The organism is Nonomuraea sp. NPDC049695 (genome assembly GCF_040674955.1).
Lineage (GTDB): Bacteria > Actinomycetota > Actinomycetes > Streptosporangiales > Streptosporangiaceae > Nonomuraea > Nonomuraea helvata.
The window spans coordinates 25316-42123 of record NZ_JBFANV010000074.1; the positions used below are offsets into that span (position 1 = coordinate 25316).

Here is a 16808-nt window from a genome sequence, read left to right on the forward strand (position 1 = left end):
GCGGTTCACAAGCGGTAGACGCGGCGGGCGTTGCCTGAGCCGATCATGTGGGCGACCCGGGCCGCGTCGGCGGGGCTCCACTCCCCCGACGCCAGCCGCGACGCGAGCGCCGCGCCCAGCGCCCGCCGGAACGAGAGCGCGCCCAGGTAGCCCGTCTCGGCCACGCTGTGACAGCCGGAGCCGAACAGCTGCTTGTGGAAGGGGGCCAGCTCGAGCAGCTCGTCCACGACCCTGGCGGAGGCGGCGGCGGTGTGCGGGAGGGCGAGGCCGACGTCCACGTACACGTGCGGGTAGACGCCGGCGAGGTAGGCGGCCTGGCGGTGGTACGGGTAGCAGTGCAGCAGGATGAGCGGCACGCTGAGCGGCTGCAGCATCCCGGCGAACTCGCCCAGCCTGCCCGGGTCGGTGCGGTGCAGGTCGAGCCCCGAGCCGCCGAAGCCCGTGTGGAACTGCACGGGCAGCCCCCGCTCCCTGGCCACGTCGACCGCGCTCCACAGCAGGTGACGCAGCATGACCTCGTCGGTCAGCGGCCGCTTCGGGTCCGACAGCCGCCGGTTGGCCGCCGCGATCACCGATCCCCTGCTCGGCCTGGACGGGTCGAAGTCGAGGCCGCACAGCGCGCCGATGACGGTCTTGAGCCCGACCGCCCTGGCCGCCCTGGCGGCCAGCTCCTCGTCGAGCGCGTCCAGGTAGTCCACGGCGAGCTGGGCCGTCTCGGCCACGTCCCGTTCGATCTGCTCGATCCGTACGAGCTCGTCGGCGGCGGCCCCGCCGTGGCGGCCCATCTCGGTGGCCGTCAGCACCTCCATGTCCTCCGCCCCGGGGGCGGTGTCCACGAGGAACGCCACCACCCCGGCCCCGGCCAGCAGCCGCCGGTTGACCTCGGCCGCGCCCAGCTCCTCACGGCGGGAGAGGTAGACGGCGGGCGGCGCGTGCGGCTCCAGGTCGAGCACCGGGGCGCACCAGCGGCGCACGGCCGCGCCGAACGGCGTGTCGAAGTGGGTGGTGCCGGGCGGCGCCGGGCTGCCGCCCTCGTTGATGAGCAGCTCGAACCGGGCTCTGCTGAGGTCGTCTCGCCGTACCCCGTGACAGTGGTGGTCGACGAGCGGGGCGAGCAGCGCGTCACGCACCGTGGAGGGTAGATCTACGGGGAGCATGCGGAGACTCTAGGGGAGCCCCGCATGCCCCCGCGGCGGTTTTACCTACGGCGGGTCTGCCTATAGGGGCCGCTCACCTGCGGCACAGGCGCAGCACGTTCGCGATGATCTTCGCGCCCGCGCCGCCCTCCTGCGTGAGGATCGACTCGGGGTGGAACTGCACGGCGAAGCGCCGCCGCTCGACGTCCTCGATGGCCATGACGTTGCCGTCGGGCGTGAGCGCGGTCGCCGTGAATCCGACGACGCCCGGCTGCTTGGCGTGCAGCGAGTGGTAGCGGGCCGCGGTGAACTCCTCGGGCAGCCCCTCCAGCAGCGCGCTGCCGCCCAGCCGGGAGACCTGGCCGCGCTTGCCGTGCTCGGGGTAGTCGAGCAGCTCCAGCGAGCCGCCGGCCTGCTCGACCATGGCCTGCAGCCCCAGGCAGACACCGAAGACGGGCAGGTCGCGGGCGTAGATCTGGTCGATCAGCGCCGACATGCCGAAGTCGGAGGGCCAGCCGGGCCCGGGCGAGAGCACCACCAGGTCGGGGGCGATCTCGTCGATCATGTGGGCGGGGAAGCCGTGGCGCAGCGTCACCACGTCGGCGCCTTCCTGCCGGAAGTAGTCGGCCAGCGTGTTGACGAAGGAGTCCTCGTGGTCGACGAGCAGCACCTTCATGCCCTGGCCCGGCTGCGGCCTGACCTCGGGCGCCGGCACGGAGTCCGGCCGGTTGACCGCGGCCAGGGCGCCGAGCAGGGCGCTGGCCTTGAGCTCGGTCTCGCGCTCCTCCGACTCGGGGTCGGAGTCGAACAGCAGCGTGGCCCCGGCCCGCACGGTCGCCACGCCGTGCTTGACCTGTGCGGTACGCAGCGTCAGGCCGGTGTTCATGGAGCCGTCGAAGCCGATGAAGCCGATGGCGCCGCCGTACCACCTGCGGGTGGTGGCCTCGTGGTCCTCGATGAACTGCATGGCCCACGTCTTGGGCGCGCCGGTCACCGTGACGGCCCACATGTGGGTGAGGAAGGCGTCGAGCGCGTCGAACTCGGGGCGCAGCCGCCCCTCGATGTGGTCCACCGTGTGGATCAGCCGGGAGTAGAGCTCGATCTGGCGGCGGCCGATGACCTTGACGGTGCCCGGGACGCAGATGCGCGACTTGTCGTTGCGGTCGACGTCGGTGCACATGGTCAGCTCCGACTCCTCCTTGACGCTGGACAGGAGGGTGCGGATGGCCTCGGCGTCCTCGACCGGGTTGCTGCCGCGGGCGATGGTGCCGGAGATGGGGCAGGTCTCCACGCGGTCGCCGCTGACCCTGACGTACATCTCGGGCGAGGCGCCGACCAGGTGCTCGCCCTCGCCGAGGCTGATGATGAACTCGTACGGCGCGGGGTTGCTGTGCCGCAGGCCGCGGTAGAAGGCGGACGGGTCGGCGCAGACGGCGTGGAAGACCTGGCCGGGCACGACCTCGAACAGGTCGCCGCGCTTGAACCGCTCCTTCGCGGCGGCCACGACCTTGGCGTATTCGCCCTTCTCCGGGTCCTTGGGCAGCTCGCGGGGGATCACGGGCTCGGCGGTGGCGCCGGTGCGCTCGAGGCCGCGGGTGGTGGCCCCGTCGACGGTGAACTCGTAGCGGTATTCGACGCTGGTCTCGCGCTGCCGGTCGATCACGACGAGCCGGTCGGGCAGGTGGAGGACGAGGTCGCGCTGGTCGTCGGGGCGGACGAGCTCCTGCCTGATGGGCTCGAACTGGAAGGCCAGGTCGTAGCCGAACGCGCCGTACAGGCCCAGGTGCGGGTCGTCGCCCTTGAAGGCGGCGATGACCTCGCGGATCGCGGTGAACACGGTCGGCCGGCGGCTGCGCAGCTCCTCCGGCAGCAGATCCTCGGATTCCGGTACGTGCACCGCGACGTGGTCGGGCGTGGGCTCGGAGACCGGCTTGCCCGCGGCCAGCAGGCAGGAGGCGACGGCGGGGAGCACGACCCGGCCGCGGTCGTTGAGCGCGGTGGCCGAGATGACGCGGCCCCTGGCGACCAGCTCGACGCAGGGGTCGACGTAGCCGAAGGCCCATCGGCTGTAGCGGCCCGGGTAGTCCATGCCCGAGGAGAACGCGCCGCCGCGCCTGGTCCCGAGCGCGGTCACGATCTCTTCCAGCGCGGCCTCGTCCACCTCGCGCGCTTCGCGCTCGACCCCGATGCCCCCGGCGGTGGTATATCCGCTCGTCTCCACTTCGTGCCCCTTCACCAGGTCAAATGATCGAGCCCCGGGGGCGGGCACAAGAAAGGCCGCCATCCGGGGCGGCCGTCCGTTCAGAAATGCGAAACACAACGCCGCCTAGGAGCGGCGCCACCACTGCAGCTGGGCGTGATTTCGCATGAGGACAGAGTAACCGCCGGACCATGATCGCGCAACGCGAACCCGGTTCCGCTATTTTCAATACAGAGCTGTACTGTATTCATAGGAAGGAGATCCGACATGACCGAGACCGAGGCGATCACGTTCCCCACCGAGCGGCCCACCCCGTTCGACCCGCCGGACGACCTCGCCAAGCTGCGCGAGACCCGGCCCATAGCCCGCCTGGCCTACCCCGACGGCCACCTGGGCTGGCTCGTCACCAGCCACGCGCTGGTGCGCGAGGTGCTGGCCGACCGCCGCTTCAGCACCCGCTCCGAGCTGCGGCACACCCCCATCGAGAGCACGAGCGAGGCCCGGCCCGCGCCTCCCGGGATGTTCATCGGGATGGACCCGCCCCAGCACACCCGCTACCGCCAGCTGCTCACCGGCGAGTTCACCGTGCGCCGGATGCGCCTGCTCACCGAGCGCATAGAGGAGATCACCAAGGAGCGGCTGGACCTCATGGAGCGGCAGGGCCCGCCGGCCGACCTGGTGCAGGCGTTCGCGGCGCCGGTCCCGGCGGTGGTGATCTGCGAGCTGCTCGGCGTGCCCGATGGGGACAGGGCCCACTTCATGACCGGGGCCGCCGCGCTCATGCGGCCGGACCTCCCGCAGGAGGAGAAGGTCTCCGCGTTCCTGTCCATGCAGGCGCAGATGCGCGAGCTGGTGACGGCCAAGCGGGCGGCGCCCACCGACGACATGCTGAGCGGCCTCACCAAGAGCGACCTGACCGACGAGGAACTGGCCAACATCGGGTTCATGCTGGTGGGCTCCGGCCTCGACACGACGGCGAACATGCTCGCCCTGGGCACGTTCGCGCTGCTGCGCCACCCCGATCAACTGGCCGTCCTGCGCGACGAGCCCGAGCGGGTGGACCAGGTGGTGGAGGAGCTGCTGCGCTACCTCAGCATCGTCCCCTTCCTGGTGCGTACGGCGCTGGAGGACGTCGAGCTGGGCGGCGAGCTGGTCAGGAAGGGTGAGACGGTCACCGTCTCCATCCCGTCCGCCAACCGTGACCCGCGCCGCTTCCCCGCTCCCGACACCCTCGACCTGCGGCGGGACACCGGCGGGCACGTGGGCTTCGGTCACGGCGTGCACCAGTGCCTCGGCCAGCAGCTGTCCAGGGTGGAGATGCGGGCGGGCTATCCCGCGCTGTTCCGGAGGTTCCCGTCGCTGCGGCTGGCGGTCGAGCCGGACGAGGTGCCGCTCCATACCGACCTGCTCATCCACGGGGTGCACAGCCTCCCGGTGACCTGGGACACGGCACGATGAGCGGCAAGGTGTGTCTTGTCACCGGCGCGTCGTCCGGCATCGGCCGGGCCACCGCGCTGGAGCTGCTGCGCGCCGGCCACACCGTCTACGGCCTGGCGCGCCGGGTGGAGAAGATGGACGTCATCCGGGACGCCGGCGGCCACGCGATCGGCGCCGACGTCACCAGCGAAGCCGACCTCGACCGCGCCGTGCAGACCGTCCTCGACCAGCACCAGCGCATCGACGTGCTGGTGAACAACGCGGGCACCGCCGTGCACGGCGCCGTCGAGGAGGTGCCGATGGAGCGCGCCAGGCAGGTGTTCGAGGTCAACCTCTTCGGCCTGGCCCGGCTGACCCAGCTCGTGCTGCCGCAGATGCGCGAGCGGCGCTCTGGCACGATCGTCAACATCTCCTCGATCGCGGGCGAGATCTCGCTGCCGCTGGGCGCCTGGTACCACGCCTCCAAGCACGCGCTGGAGGCGTACTCGGACTCGCTCAGGCAGGAGGTCTCCCGGTTCGGCGTCCGCGTGGTGGTGGTGCAGCCGGGGATCATCAAGACCGGGTTCGAGGACGAAACGCCGCGCCAGCTGAGGGAGATCTCGGGGCACGGGCCGTACGCGGAGATCGCGGAGTGGATGGCGCGGCAGGCCGAGGAGGGGTTCGGGCCGGGCAGCAAGGCGTCCGACCCCCGCGTGGTGGGCCGGGCCGTGGCCCGGATCGTGGCCGCGCGCGCCCCGAAGCCCCGCTACGCCGTCGGCTACCTGGCCGATCTGCTGCTGTGGGTCAATAGAATCCTGCCGGACCGCCTCTACGACAAGATGGTGACCCGCCAGGCATGATGACCACCGACGACCTCGCCGCGCGAGCTCCGCGGCCCGCCGGCCGGCCGCGCAGCCAGGAGGCCGACCTGGCCATCCTCACGGCCGCGCTCGACCTGCTCATCGAGCAGGGCGCGACCCAGACCAGCATCGAGCAGGTCGCCAAGCGGGCCGGGGTGACGAGAGCGACGGTCTACCGCCGGTACGCCGACAAGACCGCGCTGCTCGTGCAAGCCCTGCAGTTGGCACACCACGACGACGACCCCGCTCTCACCGGCTGGCGCGACCTCGACCACATGTTCGCAGACTGGGCGGGGCACATATCCGTGCCGCGCAACCGGGTCCTGCTGCGCCGGGTCTTCGGCACGGTCGACGACTATCCCGAGCTGATCAGGGCGTACCACGAGGCCAACACCGGGCGGCGGGCGGCGGTCGTGCGCGAGGCGCTCCGCCTCGCCCGCGACCGCGGGGAGCTCCCGGCGCACGTCGACGTCGACGTGGTGCAGGACGTCCTGAGCAGCGCGGTGATAGGCCATCTCGTCGGCCGTCCCGACGACCAGAGCACCGAGCAGATCAAGGCGTACTTCCTGACGATCATGAAACAGTTCGGCTACCGGCCGGCAACAAAGGGGACCTAGCCCACCAAGAACGACATTTCTGCTGACCAGATTACATTTCTGCCAGTCACGTTACATTTCGCGGCACCTCTTGCTTTCCCGACAAGATCTCTTCACGCTTCTCGACAGAGGCGTGAAGATCACCTCTTGTCTCGAAAGTCTCGAAAGTCTCGAAGGAGAGGCGCGGTGCCCCACACCCCCCGCTGGCGGGCGATTCTCACCGGGATCGTCGTCGTCGCAGGCTTATCCGTTCCGCAGGCCGCGGCCCACGCGGCGCCGGATCCCGCGAAAATAGACGCAAGCGTCCAGGCGAAACTGGCTCGGGACGACAAGGCCACTTTCTGGGTCCGGATGAAAGGGGCCGCCGACCTGAGCGGCGCCCGCCGGGCCGTCACCAAGGACGCGAAGGCCGAGCTGGTCTTCGAGGCGAAGACCGACCGGGCCGAGAACTCGCAGCAGAACCTGCGCAAGCTGCTCGACTCCCGCCACGCCGACTACACCCCGTACTGGATCGTCGACGCGGTGCGGGTGACCGCCGACGAGAAGCTGGCGGGCGAGATCGCCAAGCTGCCCGAGGTCGAGAGTCTCGAGCCGGTCCGCACCTACACCCTCCCCGAGCCTGTCGCGGGGAGGGCGGAGGCCAAGGTGAAGGTCGCGGACTCGGCGACATCAGAAGTCGTCGAGTGGAACATCGACCGGATCAACGCGCCGCGTGTCTGGAGCGAGCTGGGCAACCGTGGCGAGGGCATCGTCGTCGCCCACATCGACTCCGGCGCCCAATTCGACCACCCCGAGCTGGTCCAGAGCTACCGGGGCAGGAACCAGGACGGCACGTTCACGCACGACTACAACTGGTTCGACCCGGCGCACGTGTGCCCGACGGCCGCGCCGTGCGACAACAACGGCCACGGCACCCACACCATGGGCACGATGGTCGGCGCGAACGGCATCGGCGTCGCGCCCGGCGCCAAGTGGATCGCCGCCAAGGGCTGCGAGGTCAACACCTGCACCGACGCCTCCCTGCTGGCGGCCGGCCAGTGGATCCTGGCGCCCACGGACCTGAACGGCCGTAACCCGCGCCCCGACCTGGCGCCCGACATCGTCAACAACTCCTGGGGCGGGCCGGGGAACGACTTCTGGTACAAGGAGATCGTCGAAGCGTGGGTCGCGGCCGGGATCTTCCCGGCGTTCGCCAACGGCAACGAGGGCCCCGCCTGCCGCACCAGCGGCTCGCCGGGCGACTACGTGAGCAGCTACAGCGCGGGCGGTTTCGACGTCAACAACACGCTGTACAGCCGGTCGAGCAAGGGCGAGGGCGAGAACGGCGAGATCAAGCCGAACATCGCGGCCCCGGCCGTCAACGTGCGCTCCTCGACCCCCGGCAACACCTACAGCAGCTACACCGGCACGTCGATGGCCTCGCCGCACGTGGCGGCCACGGTCGCGCTGATCTGGTCGGGCTCGCCGGGGCTGCAGGGCAACGTGGCGGCCACCCGGCCGCTGCTCGACAGCACCGCGATCGACGTCAGCGACACCAGCTGCGGCGGCACCGCCACCGACAACAACGTCTGGGGCGAGGGCAGGCTCGACACGTACGCCGCCGTGCAGGCCGCGCCCCACGAGGGGATCGGCGACCTGCGCGGCACGGTCACCGCGGGCGGCGCGCCCGTGGCCGGGGCGACGGTCACGGTCTCCGGGCCGCTGAGCCGCACCGTGACGACCGGCCAGGACGGCACGTACGCCATCCCGCGCCTGCTGCCCGGTGACTACCAGGTCAGCGCGGAGAAGTTCGGCTACGACAAGGCCACCGCGCCGGCCACGATCACGGCCGGGCAGTCCACGACCGCGGACGTGAGCATGACCAGGCAGGCGGCGGGCACGGTCTCCGGCACGGTCAGCACGGCGGGCACGCCCGAGCAGGGCGCGACGGTGCAGGCCACCGGCACGCCGGTGAGCGCCGTGACCGACGCGGCGGGCCGCTACAGCCTGACGCTGCCGCACGGCGACTACGAGCTGAAGGTCACGCCGGTCTCCCGCTGCTCCAGCGGCACGACGGCGTCCGTCTCGGTGACCGGCGACGTGGCCAAGGACATCGAGCTGCCGCTGCGCGGCGACAACTTCGGCTACACCTGCAAGAGCGGCGCGCAGGCGTACGTGGCGGGCACCGAGAAGCTGGCGCTGACCGGTGACGACGACGCCCAGCAGGTGACGCTGCCGTTCCCGGTCCCGTTCTACGGCACGGGGTACGGCAAGGCGTGGATCGGCACGAACGGCAACATCTCGTTCGCCACCGACAAGGCCACCACCGGCAGCAACGGCCGGCTCCCGACGACGACCACGCCCAACAACGCGGTCTACGCGTACTGGGACGACCTCACGGTGGACGCCCAGGCCGGCGTCTACACCGCGGTGACGGGCACGGCGCCGCACCGCACGTTCGTGGTGGAGTGGCGCAACGTCGGTTTCTACAACGCCAGCGACCAGCGGCTGTCGTTCTCGGCGCTGCTGGGCGAGGACGGCTCGATCGGGTTCCGGTACAAGGACATCGACAGCGAGCGCGAGCAGGGCTCCAGCGCGACCGTCGGCATCGAGAACGCGGCGGGCGACGACGCCATGCTGTACGCGTTCGAGGAGCCCGTGCTCTCCACCGGGCAGGGCCTGACGTTCACGGCCAGCAGGCACGGCCTGGTCATCGGCGCGGTCACCGACGCCAACGACGGTCAGCCGCTGGCCGGGGCGACGGTGAAGGTGGGCGACGTGGCCACGTTCACGACCGGCGCGGACGGCTCGTTCTACGGGCAGGTGCCGGCCGGCGACTACGAGGTCGTGGTCTCCAAGGAGCACTACGGCACCTTCACCAAGGCCGTCACGGTGGCGGCCGCCACGGTGACGCGGATCGACACGGCGCTGGTCACCGGGCGGGTGAGCGCGTCGGCCGCCGAGCTGACCGTGGTGATGCCGGCCGAGTCCACCCGTACGCGGACCCTGGAGCTGACGAACCTGGGCTCGCCCACGCCGTACACGGTGGTCTCGGAGCCGTGGTTCGCCACGACGCCGGCCTCGGGCAACCTGGCCAAGGACCAGAAGGTGACGCTGAAGGCGACGCTCTCCAGCGCCGGCGTCGCGCCGGGCACGGTGAAGACGGGCAAGCTGCTCGTCCAGTCGGCCAGCGGCCGGCAGCCGACCATCGAGATCAAGGTGACGGTCGTGGTGCCCAAGCTGCAGGTGGCCGTCGACGTGGGCGCCGGCAAGAACGTGGTCGACAGCGCCGGTGACACCTGGACGCCCGACAAGAAGTACGCGGCCGGGAGCTACGGTTACGTGGCCACCTCGACAAGCACGTCGAGCACGTCCAAGACCATCGCGGGGACCGCCGACCAGTCGCTCTTCAAGACCGCGAGGGAGAAGATGCTGGAGTACCGGTTCGACAACGTGCCCGCCGGCACGTACACCGTCGAGCTGGACTTCGCCGATCTCAAGAGCACGCAGCCGGGCAAGCGCGTCTTCGACGTGCTGGTCGAGGGGCAGCTGGCGATCCCGGCGCTCGACCTGGCCCTGGAGGCGGGCACGTACACGGCCGTGAGCCGGCAGTACACGGTGAAGGTCACCGACGGCCAGCTCAACGTGCGCTTCGCCACCCGGCAGGGCTCGACGATCGTGAACGCCGTCCGCATCTCGGAGCGCCCGGACAAGGCGCTCTCGTAGCGGGACCCGGGTAAGGGCTCCCCCGGGGCAAGCCCTTACCCGGAACGGACGCCCCCGGGATACCACGGACCGGGCGGCGTATGTTACTGGTAAGTACATGAGACGCGTTCGGCTCCAGCGGGATCTTCCCGTGCCGATGCCCGACGGCGTGACGCTGCTGGCCGACCACTACGCGCCGGCCGGCGGCGGTCGGGCGCCCGTCATCCTGATGCGCTCCCCGTACGGCCGGCGCGGCCTGTTCGGCTGGTACTACGGCCGCGGCTTCGCCCGGCAGGGCTTCCACGTCGTCATCCAGAGCTGCCGCGGCGGCTTCGGCTCCGGCGGGCTGCTCGACCCGCTCGGCGACGAGCACGACGACGGGCTGGCCACCGTGGCGTGGCTGCGCGAGCAGCCGTGGTACGGCGGCTCGTTCGCGATGTTCGGCCCCTCCTACCTCGGCTACACGCAGTGGGCCGTCGCGCCCTACGCGGGGCCGGAGCTGAAGGCCATGGCCACGCAGATCACCGCCTCCCAGTTCAGGGACGCGGCGTACGTGGGCGGCGCGTTCGCGCTGGAGTCGACGCTGAGCTGGACCACGCTCACCGACACCATGTCGCGCCGCTTCGGCGGCGCCGCCGTGCTGACCGCGCCGCGACTGGCCCGCAGGGCGGTCCTGTCGGGCCGTCCCGTGGCCGAGCTGGACCTGGCCTCGGTCGGGCGGCCGCTCCGGTTCTACCAGGACCTGCTCACGCACCACGCCGATCCGGCCGTCGCCTATTGGGACAGGCGTGACTTCTCCCTGAAAGTGGGCGAGGTGGACGCGGCGGTCACCATGCTGGGCGGCTGGTACGACGTGTTCCTGCCGTGGCAGCTCAAGGACTACACGGCGATGCGGGCCGCGGGACGGCGGCCGTACCTGACGATCGGGCCCTGGTACCACGTCGACACCCGGCACGGGCGGCCCGCCATGGCGGAGGCGTCGGCCTGGTTCCGCGCGCACCTGCTGGGCGACCGCTCGTGGCTGCGGGCCGAGCCCGTGCGGCTCTACGTGACCGGGGCCGAGGAGTGGCGCGACTACCCCGACTGGCCGGTGCCGGGGATGCGGGAGCAGCGCTGGCACCTGCAGCGCGGATTCGGCCTGGGGGCCGACGGGCCGCTGGAGTCCCCGCCCGACCGGTTCCGGTACCACCCCGCCCATCCGACGCCCGTGATCGGTGGCCCCGTGCTGCTCGGGGACTCCAGGCCGCGCGACCAGCGTCGGCTGGAGGAGCGGCGCGACGTGCTGGTGTACAGTTCAGCGGCGTTGGAGTCGGACGTGGAGATGATCGGACCGGTGCGGGCTGAGCTTTTCGTGCGGTCGAGCACGCCACATGTGGACGTGGTGGTACGGGTCTGCGACGTGCACCCGGACGGGCGCTCGCTCAACGTGTGCGAGGGCGTGCGCCGGTTGGCGGACGCCGGTCCCGGGACGCGCCGGGTCTCCGTCGATCTCTGGCCGATCGCGCACCGCTTCAGGCGCGACCACCGGATCAGGGTGCACGTGGCGGCGGGGGCGTACCCGACGATCGCCCGCAACCACGGCACCGGCGATCCCCTGAACAACGGCGACGGCGCGATGGTCCCCGCCGACGTCGAGGTGTTCCACTCCCCCGACCGTCCCTCCGCCGTGGTGCTGCCGCTGTGCGTGCCTCGCGGTTGATGTCGCTGGTCCTGCTGCTGCAGGGCCGGGGCGGGATGACGGCGGCCGAGCTGGCCAAGGAGCTGGAGGTCTCGGAGCGCACGGTGCACCGGGACGTGCTGGCGCTGTCGGAGGCGGGCGTGCCCGTGTACGCCGACCGGGGGCGCGGCGGCGGGTACCGGCTGCTGGACGGGTACCGGACGCGGCTGACGGGGCTGGACCGGGCCGAGGCGGAGGCGCTGTTCCTGTCGGGGGTGCCGGCGGCGCTGCGGGAGATGGGGCTGGAGGAGGTGGCGGCCACGGCCCGGCTGAAGGCCGCCGCCGCGCTCTCCCCCGCGCTGCGGGACGCGCCCGCCGTCGCGGCGCAGCGCTTCCACCTGGACGCGCCCGGCTGGTTCGCGAGCGGCGACCCGCCGCCGGCGGCCCTCGCCCCGCTGGCCAGGGCCGTGTGGAACGACCGCCGCGTCTCGGCCGTCTACAAGGAGCGGGTGCGCACGCTTGAGCCGTACGGGCTGGTGCTCAAGGCGGGCACCTGGTACCTGGCCGCGCGACTCGGGACCCGGTTCCTGATCTTCCGGGTGCCCCGGTTCGGCGCGGTGTCCGTGCTCCCGGACTCCTTCGACCGGGACCCCGCCTTCGACCTGGCGGCCTTCTGGGCGGGGCAGTCGGCGCAGTTCAGCCGGTCGCTGCTGCGGGCCGTGGTCACGTTGCGGCTCAGCGAGCAGGGGGTGCGGATGCTGCGGCACATCGCCGACCCGGCCGCGCTCGATGAGGCCCTCGCCTCGCTCCGGCCGGACGGGACGGTGCGGCTGGGGGTGGAGTCGGTGGAGGTGGCCTACTCGCAGGTGCTCCGGTTCGGGCCGGAGGCGGAGGTGCTGGATCCGCCGGAGCTGCGGGCGATGCTCGCCGACGCCGCCGCCCGCATGTCCGCGCTCTACCGGTAGGTCACCGGTAGTCCGCCGGGTCGAGGTCCTTGCCGGGCTCGAGTGCCTCCGTGATGAAGCTCCACACCCGTGGCCGGCTGCCGTCCACGTCCGTGAGGCCGTACGCCTCGGCCAGTTCCTCGCTCGTCACCGACCTGCCGGACCAGCGCTGCCGCTCCGGGTCCGTGGCGATGGCCGCCACGCCCCTGCCGACGTACGCCGGTGTCTCGGAGACCTGCCAGGCCTTGTCCGCCTTCGCCTCCCGCCAGTTGTCCTCGGTGACGCCGAAGTTGTCGAGCATGGCCTCCGAGCGCAGGAAGCCCGGCGTGACCGCCACCCCGGTGCCGCCGTACGGGCGCAGCTCGTTCGCCCAGGCGAAGCCGAGCCGGTTCACCGACACCTTGGCCAGGTCGTAGTAGACGTTCCCCCGGTAGCGGGTCTCGTTGAAGGCCCACGTGCCGTCGGTGACCTCCACGACCAGGCCGCCCTCGTTCCTGATCATCAGCGGGAGCAGGTGGCGGCCGGTGACGATGTGGGTGTCGATCGCCAGCCTGAGCAGCCGGAACCCCTTCTCCATGTCCTGCTTCCAGACGGGCGTCTCCCACTCCCACAGGTGGTCGCCGCCCCACACGTCGTTGACCAGCACGTCCAGCCTGCCCTGCTCGCGCTCCACCCGCTCGGCCAGCGCCTCCACCTGGGCGGGGTCCAGGTGGTCGACCTGGACCGCGATGCCGGTGCCGCCCGCCGCGGTCACCAGTTCCGCCGTCTCCTCGATGGTCTCCGGCCGGTTCATCTCGGAGCGCCGCTGCCGGGTGCTCCTGCCGGTGCAGTAAACCGTCGCGCCGGCCGCGCCCAGCGCGACCGCGATGCCTCGTCCCGTTCCGCGGGTCGCTCCCGCTACCACAGCAATCATGCGAGCGATCGTCCACCGGAAACCCGACACCTCCTGTCATCTTTTCCGCGCCCGGCTCGGTGACCGTTCGGCGCGGGGAAACGACCATTCGGCGAGTGGGACGGGATGGTGACGGCGGGCGTGTATAAGGTTTGCCCAGGTGAGAGACGGTACTCATGGGGCGGACGTGGCATTTTAGGCCAAACCGTAATACTACCGACATTGGGTTTAATACCCCCGCAAAGTAATCTCCCTCCATTGACTAACCGTCAGGATCCGGTAACAACACCGCTCCTGATCCACTCATCGGAGGGTTCGATGACTACCGGGGAACCCGGGCAGCCGCGCACCGACCGCAGCCCATGGAACTGGCTGCTGGTCCTGCCTATCGTGCTGCCGCTGCTGACGTTCCTGTTCAACGCCGACGAGCCACGCCTGCTGGGCTTCCCGCTCTTCTACTGGCTGCAGCTCGCCTTCATCATCGTGGGCGTCGTGTCCACGACCATCGTCTACAGGATGACCAAATGAACGGCCACACGACCGAGCTGGTCGTCTTCATCCTGCTGTTCGTGCTGGTCAGCGGCATGGGTTTCGTGGCCGCGCGATGGCGGCGGCCGAACGACCTGGCGAGCCTGAACGAGTGGGGCCTCGGCGGGCGCAGCTTCGGGTCGTGGATCACGTGGTTCCTGGTCGGCGGTGACCTCTACACCGCCTACACGTTCGTGGCGGTGCCGGCGCTGGTGTTCGCCTCCGGCGCGATCGGGTTCTACGCGCTGCCGTACACGGTGGTGGTGTATCCGCTGGTGTTCCTGGTGCTGGCGCGGATGTGGTCGGTCTCGCACGTGCACGGGTTCGTCACCCCGGCCGACTTCGTACGGGCCCGCTTCGGATCGCCGACCCTGGCGCTGGTGATCGCGATCACCGGGCTGGTGGCGACGATGCCGTACATCGCGCTCCAGCTCGTCGGCATCGAGGCGGTGCTGAAGTCCATGGGCATCACCGGGCACCTGCCGATCATCATCGCGTTCGCGATCCTGGCCGCGTACACCTACCAGTCGGGCCTGCGGGCGCCCGCGCTCATCGCGTTCGTCAAGGACGCGCTGATCTACATCGTGATCCTGGCGGCGGTCATCTACATCCCGGCCAAGCTGGGCGGCTGGGGCTCGATCTTCGACGCGGCCAAGGCCAAGTTCGACGCCACCCCGGCACCGGCCGACGGCATCATCCTGAACGCCAACAACCAGCTCCAGTACGTGACGCTGGCGTTCGGCTCGGCGCTGGCGCTGTTCCTCTACCCGCACAGCCTCACCGGCGTGCTGGCCTCGAAGAACCGCAACGTCATCAAGCGGAACATGTCGGCGCTGCCCGCCTACAGCTTCGTGCTCGGCCTGATCGCGCTGCTCGGCTTCATGGCCATCGCGGCGGGCACCAAGCCCGTGATCAACGCCGCCACCGGCAAGGGCGACAACAACACGATCGTGCCCATGCTGTTCGACCAGATGTTCCCGAGCTGGTTCGCGGGCGTCGCGTACGCGGCCATCGGCATCGGCGCGCTCGTCCCCGCGGCGATCATGTCGATCGCGGCGGCGAACCTGTTCACCCGCAACATCTACCGCGAGTACATCAACAAGAACGCCTCCGACGCCCAGGAGGCCAACGTCTCCAAGATCGTGTCGCTGGTCGTCAAGGTGGGCGCGGTGCTCTGCATCCTGCTGCTCGACCCGCAGTTCTCGATCGACCTGCAGCTCATCGGCGGCGTGATCATCCTGCAGACGCTGCCGTCGGTGGCCCTGGGCCTCTACACGCGCTGGTTCCACAAGGGCGGCCTGATCGCGGGCTGGGCGGCCGGTCTGGTGGCGGGCCTGTGGATGCTGTACCTCATCCCGAACCCGGCCACCGGCAAGGCGCACTTCGGCGGCTCGGCGTTCGGGCTGGCGAACCTGGGCTTCGACACCAAGATGACGATCTACGCCGGGTTCCTGGCGGTGATCGTGAACCTGGTGGTGGCGGCGCTGGGCACGCTGCTGTTCCGGGCCGCCAAGGTGGCGGACGGCGAGGACGCGACGGCTCGCGGCGACTACTTCGCCGACGAAGGCGATCCGAAGGTGAAGGACCTGGATCTGACCGGCTCCCACTGATCCGCCCAACCTGATCCGTTCAGCCACTGATCCGACTGACGGCCCGCCCCACCGCGAGGGGGCGGGCCGTCAGTCTTTCAGGTAGGCCGGGTTGGCGACCTCCAGCTTCGCCCGTACGGCCTGCTCCAGGGCCGCGACGAGGGCGTGGTCGTCCTCGAGGCGGCCCTCGCGGACGGCGGCGGCCAGCTCGGCGTCGTCGGCCATGCCCAGGCCGGCCAGCCGCGCCGCGTGCTCCCGCGCCTGCTCGGGCCCGAGCGCGATCTCCCGCTCCACCATGCCGAGCACATTGATCGCCACCCGCGCGTGGAAGCGCACCCGCCCGTCCACGGCCGGGAGCACGTCGGTCTCCAGGAAGTCGCGGACGGCGGCCACGAGTTCGGCCGCGGTGGGCACGTCGTGCGGACCGTGTGTCATCCGAAGTCCTTCAATTTCGCGTTTATCCTGATCCGATCAGTGAACGGCTACTCTTCGGCCATGCGCACTGAGTCTCCCACCGCGCCGCCCCCGGTGCTCGCGCCGAAGCTCATCCGGGCCGAGCTCTTCGTCGTGTTCTCGGTCTCGCTCGGCGCCAGCGGCCTCGTGGCGCTCGTCCGGCTGATCGGCGCGCTCACGGCGCCCAAGGAGCTGAAGGGCCAGCAGGCGGTCCTCGTCGGGTCGATGGCCCCCGGGCGGCCGTGGCTGGACCTGACGCTGCAGCTCGTCGACATCGCGATCACGGTGGCGCCGGTCGGGCTGGTGGCGTACCTGATGGTGCGCTCCGGGGAGTCGCTGCGCACGATCGGCGCGGACTTCGGGCAGAAGACGCGCGACGTGGCGCGCGGGGCGGTGCTGGCGGCGGTGATCGGCGGCACCGGGCTGGCGTTCTACCTCGCCGTGTGGGCCCTCGGCGTCAACCTGACCGTGGTCCCCGGGCAGCTCCCGCAGGTGTGGTGGCAGGTGCCCGTGCTGCTGCTCGCGGCCGCGCAGAACGGGGTGCTGGAGGAGGTGCTCGTCGCCGGATACCTGCTGCACCGCCTGGGGCAGGCCGGATGGAGCCCGTGGAAGGCCGTCGTCGTGTCGTCGGTGCTGCGCGGGTCGTACCACCTCTACCAGGGGTTCGGGGGATTCGTGGGGAACGTCGTGATGGGGCTGGTGTTCGGGCGGCTCTACCAGCGATGGGGCCGGGCCATGCCGCTGGTCGTGGCGCACACGCTGATCGACACCGTCGCCTTCGTCGGGTACGCCTTCCTGCACGGCCGGGTGAGCTGGCTGCCCTGAAACCGTTGACCTGACCACCGGTTTCGGG

13 protein-coding genes are annotated in these 16808 nt (G+C 70.9%); 9 read left to right on the plus strand and 4 right to left on the minus strand.

The genetic code is table 11. The features are described from left to right. Positions 1-5 precede the first annotated feature (5 nt). Together AB0J64_RS42490 and AB0J64_RS42495 are read right to left on the minus strand one after the other, a co-directional pair. Positions 6-1157, minus strand: coding sequence for an amidohydrolase family protein (locus AB0J64_RS42490; RefSeq protein ID WP_364040963.1), 1152 nt, complete (start codon positions 1155-1157; stop codon positions 6-8). A 73-nt stretch (positions 1158-1230) separates the two neighbouring features. Next, entirely contained in the window at positions 1231-3357 is a 2127-nt protein-coding gene (locus AB0J64_RS42495) for an anthranilate synthase component I (protein ID WP_364041032.1), read from the minus strand. 246 nt (positions 3358-3603) lie between these two features. Here AB0J64_RS42495 and AB0J64_RS42500 point away from each other — a divergent pair, with 246 nt between their 5' ends. From AB0J64_RS42500 to AB0J64_RS42525, 6 genes are all read left to right on the plus strand, one after another. Next, positions 3604-4794, plus strand: coding sequence for a cytochrome P450 (locus tag AB0J64_RS42500; RefSeq protein WP_364040966.1), 1191 nt, complete (start codon positions 3604-3606; stop codon positions 4792-4794). Continuing rightward, entirely contained in the window at positions 4791-5612 is an 822-nt protein-coding gene (locus AB0J64_RS42505; RefSeq protein WP_364040969.1) for an oxidoreductase, read from the plus strand. The genes AB0J64_RS42500 and AB0J64_RS42505 overlap by 4 nt, the downstream gene beginning before the upstream one ends. Next, entirely contained in the window at positions 5609-6229 is a 621-nt protein-coding gene (locus tag AB0J64_RS42510; protein ID WP_364040971.1) for a TetR/AcrR family transcriptional regulator, read from the plus strand. Before AB0J64_RS42505 ends, AB0J64_RS42510 begins: the two co-directional genes overlap by 4 nt. A gap of 165 nt (positions 6230-6394) precedes the next feature. After that, a complete protein-coding gene (locus AB0J64_RS42515; RefSeq protein ID WP_364040974.1) occupies positions 6395-9913 on the plus strand; it encodes a carboxypeptidase regulatory-like domain-containing protein in 3519 nt (1172 codons plus the stop codon). A gap of 97 nt (positions 9914-10010) precedes the next feature. Further along, positions 10011-11591, plus strand: a complete 1581-nt coding sequence (locus AB0J64_RS42520; protein ID WP_364040977.1) for a CocE/NonD family hydrolase — start codon at positions 10011-10013, stop codon at positions 11589-11591. Further along, positions 11573-12514 carry a WYL domain-containing protein gene (locus tag AB0J64_RS42525; protein ID WP_364040980.1) on the plus strand — a complete coding sequence of 314 codons (942 nt, stop codon included), beginning with the start codon at positions 11573-11575 and terminating at the stop codon, positions 12512-12514. The genes AB0J64_RS42520 and AB0J64_RS42525 overlap by 19 nt, the downstream gene beginning before the upstream one ends. Position 12515: 1 nt before the next feature. On the opposite strand, the gene AB0J64_RS42530 is transcribed toward AB0J64_RS42525, so the two are convergent. Further along, positions 12516-13406: an SDR family oxidoreductase gene (locus tag AB0J64_RS42530; protein ID WP_364040983.1), complete on the minus strand. Its 891-nt coding sequence runs from the start codon at positions 13404-13406 to the stop codon at positions 12516-12518. Between the two features lie 297 nt (positions 13407-13703). Between AB0J64_RS42530 and AB0J64_RS42535 the strand changes: the two genes are divergently transcribed. Together AB0J64_RS42535 and mctP are read left to right on the plus strand one after the other, a co-directional pair. After that, a complete protein-coding gene (locus AB0J64_RS42535; RefSeq protein WP_345002762.1) occupies positions 13704-13913 on the plus strand; it encodes a DUF3311 domain-containing protein in 210 nt (69 codons plus the stop codon). After that, positions 13910-15523 (plus strand): monocarboxylate uptake permease MctP, encoded by a 1614-nt coding sequence (gene mctP / locus AB0J64_RS42540; RefSeq protein ID WP_364040987.1) that lies wholly within the window; start codon positions 13910-13912, stop codon positions 15521-15523. Before AB0J64_RS42535 ends, mctP begins: the two co-directional genes overlap by 4 nt. A 69-nt stretch (positions 15524-15592) precedes the next feature. Here mctP and AB0J64_RS42545 read toward each other — a convergent pair whose 3' ends face one another. Further along, positions 15593-15937: a DUF6285 domain-containing protein gene (locus AB0J64_RS42545; protein WP_364040990.1), complete on the minus strand. Its 345-nt coding sequence runs from the start codon at positions 15935-15937 to the stop codon at positions 15593-15595. A gap of 60 nt (positions 15938-15997) precedes the next feature. On the opposite strand from AB0J64_RS42545, the gene AB0J64_RS42550 reads away from it, so the two are divergent. Next, complete coding sequence (locus AB0J64_RS42550) at positions 15998-16780, plus strand: CPBP family intramembrane glutamic endopeptidase (RefSeq protein ID WP_364040993.1); 783 nt, start codon at positions 15998-16000, stop codon at positions 16778-16780. Positions 16781-16808: the final 28 nt, after the last annotated feature.

Coding starts and splice junctions, on each gene's coding strand:
- AB0J64_RS42510 (WP_364040971.1), top strand. CDS start 5,609: ATGATGACCACCGACGACCTCGCCGCGCGAGCTCCGCGGCCCGCCGGC.
- AB0J64_RS42550 (WP_364040993.1), top strand. CDS start 15,998: ATGCGCACTGAGTCTCCCACCGCGCCGCCCCCGGTGCTCGCGCCGAAG.
- AB0J64_RS42505 (WP_364040969.1), top strand. CDS start 4,791: ATGAGCGGCAAGGTGTGTCTTGTCACCGGCGCGTCGTCCGGCATCGGC.
- AB0J64_RS42530 (WP_364040983.1), bottom strand. CDS start 13,406: ATGATTGCTGTGGTAGCGGGAGCGACCCGCGGAACGGGACGAGGCATC.
- AB0J64_RS42535 (WP_345002762.1), top strand. CDS start 13,704: ATGACTACCGGGGAACCCGGGCAGCCGCGCACCGACCGCAGCCCATGG.
- AB0J64_RS42545 (WP_364040990.1), bottom strand. CDS start 15,937: ATGACACACGGTCCGCACGACGTGCCCACCGCGGCCGAACTCGTGGCC.
- AB0J64_RS42520 (WP_364040977.1), top strand. CDS start 10,011: ATGAGACGCGTTCGGCTCCAGCGGGATCTTCCCGTGCCGATGCCCGAC.
- mctP (WP_364040987.1), top strand. CDS start 13,910: ATGAACGGCCACACGACCGAGCTGGTCGTCTTCATCCTGCTGTTCGTG.
- AB0J64_RS42490 (WP_364040963.1), bottom strand. CDS start 1,157: ATGCTCCCCGTAGATCTACCCTCCACGGTGCGTGACGCGCTGCTCGCC.
- AB0J64_RS42500 (WP_364040966.1), top strand. CDS start 3,604: ATGACCGAGACCGAGGCGATCACGTTCCCCACCGAGCGGCCCACCCCG.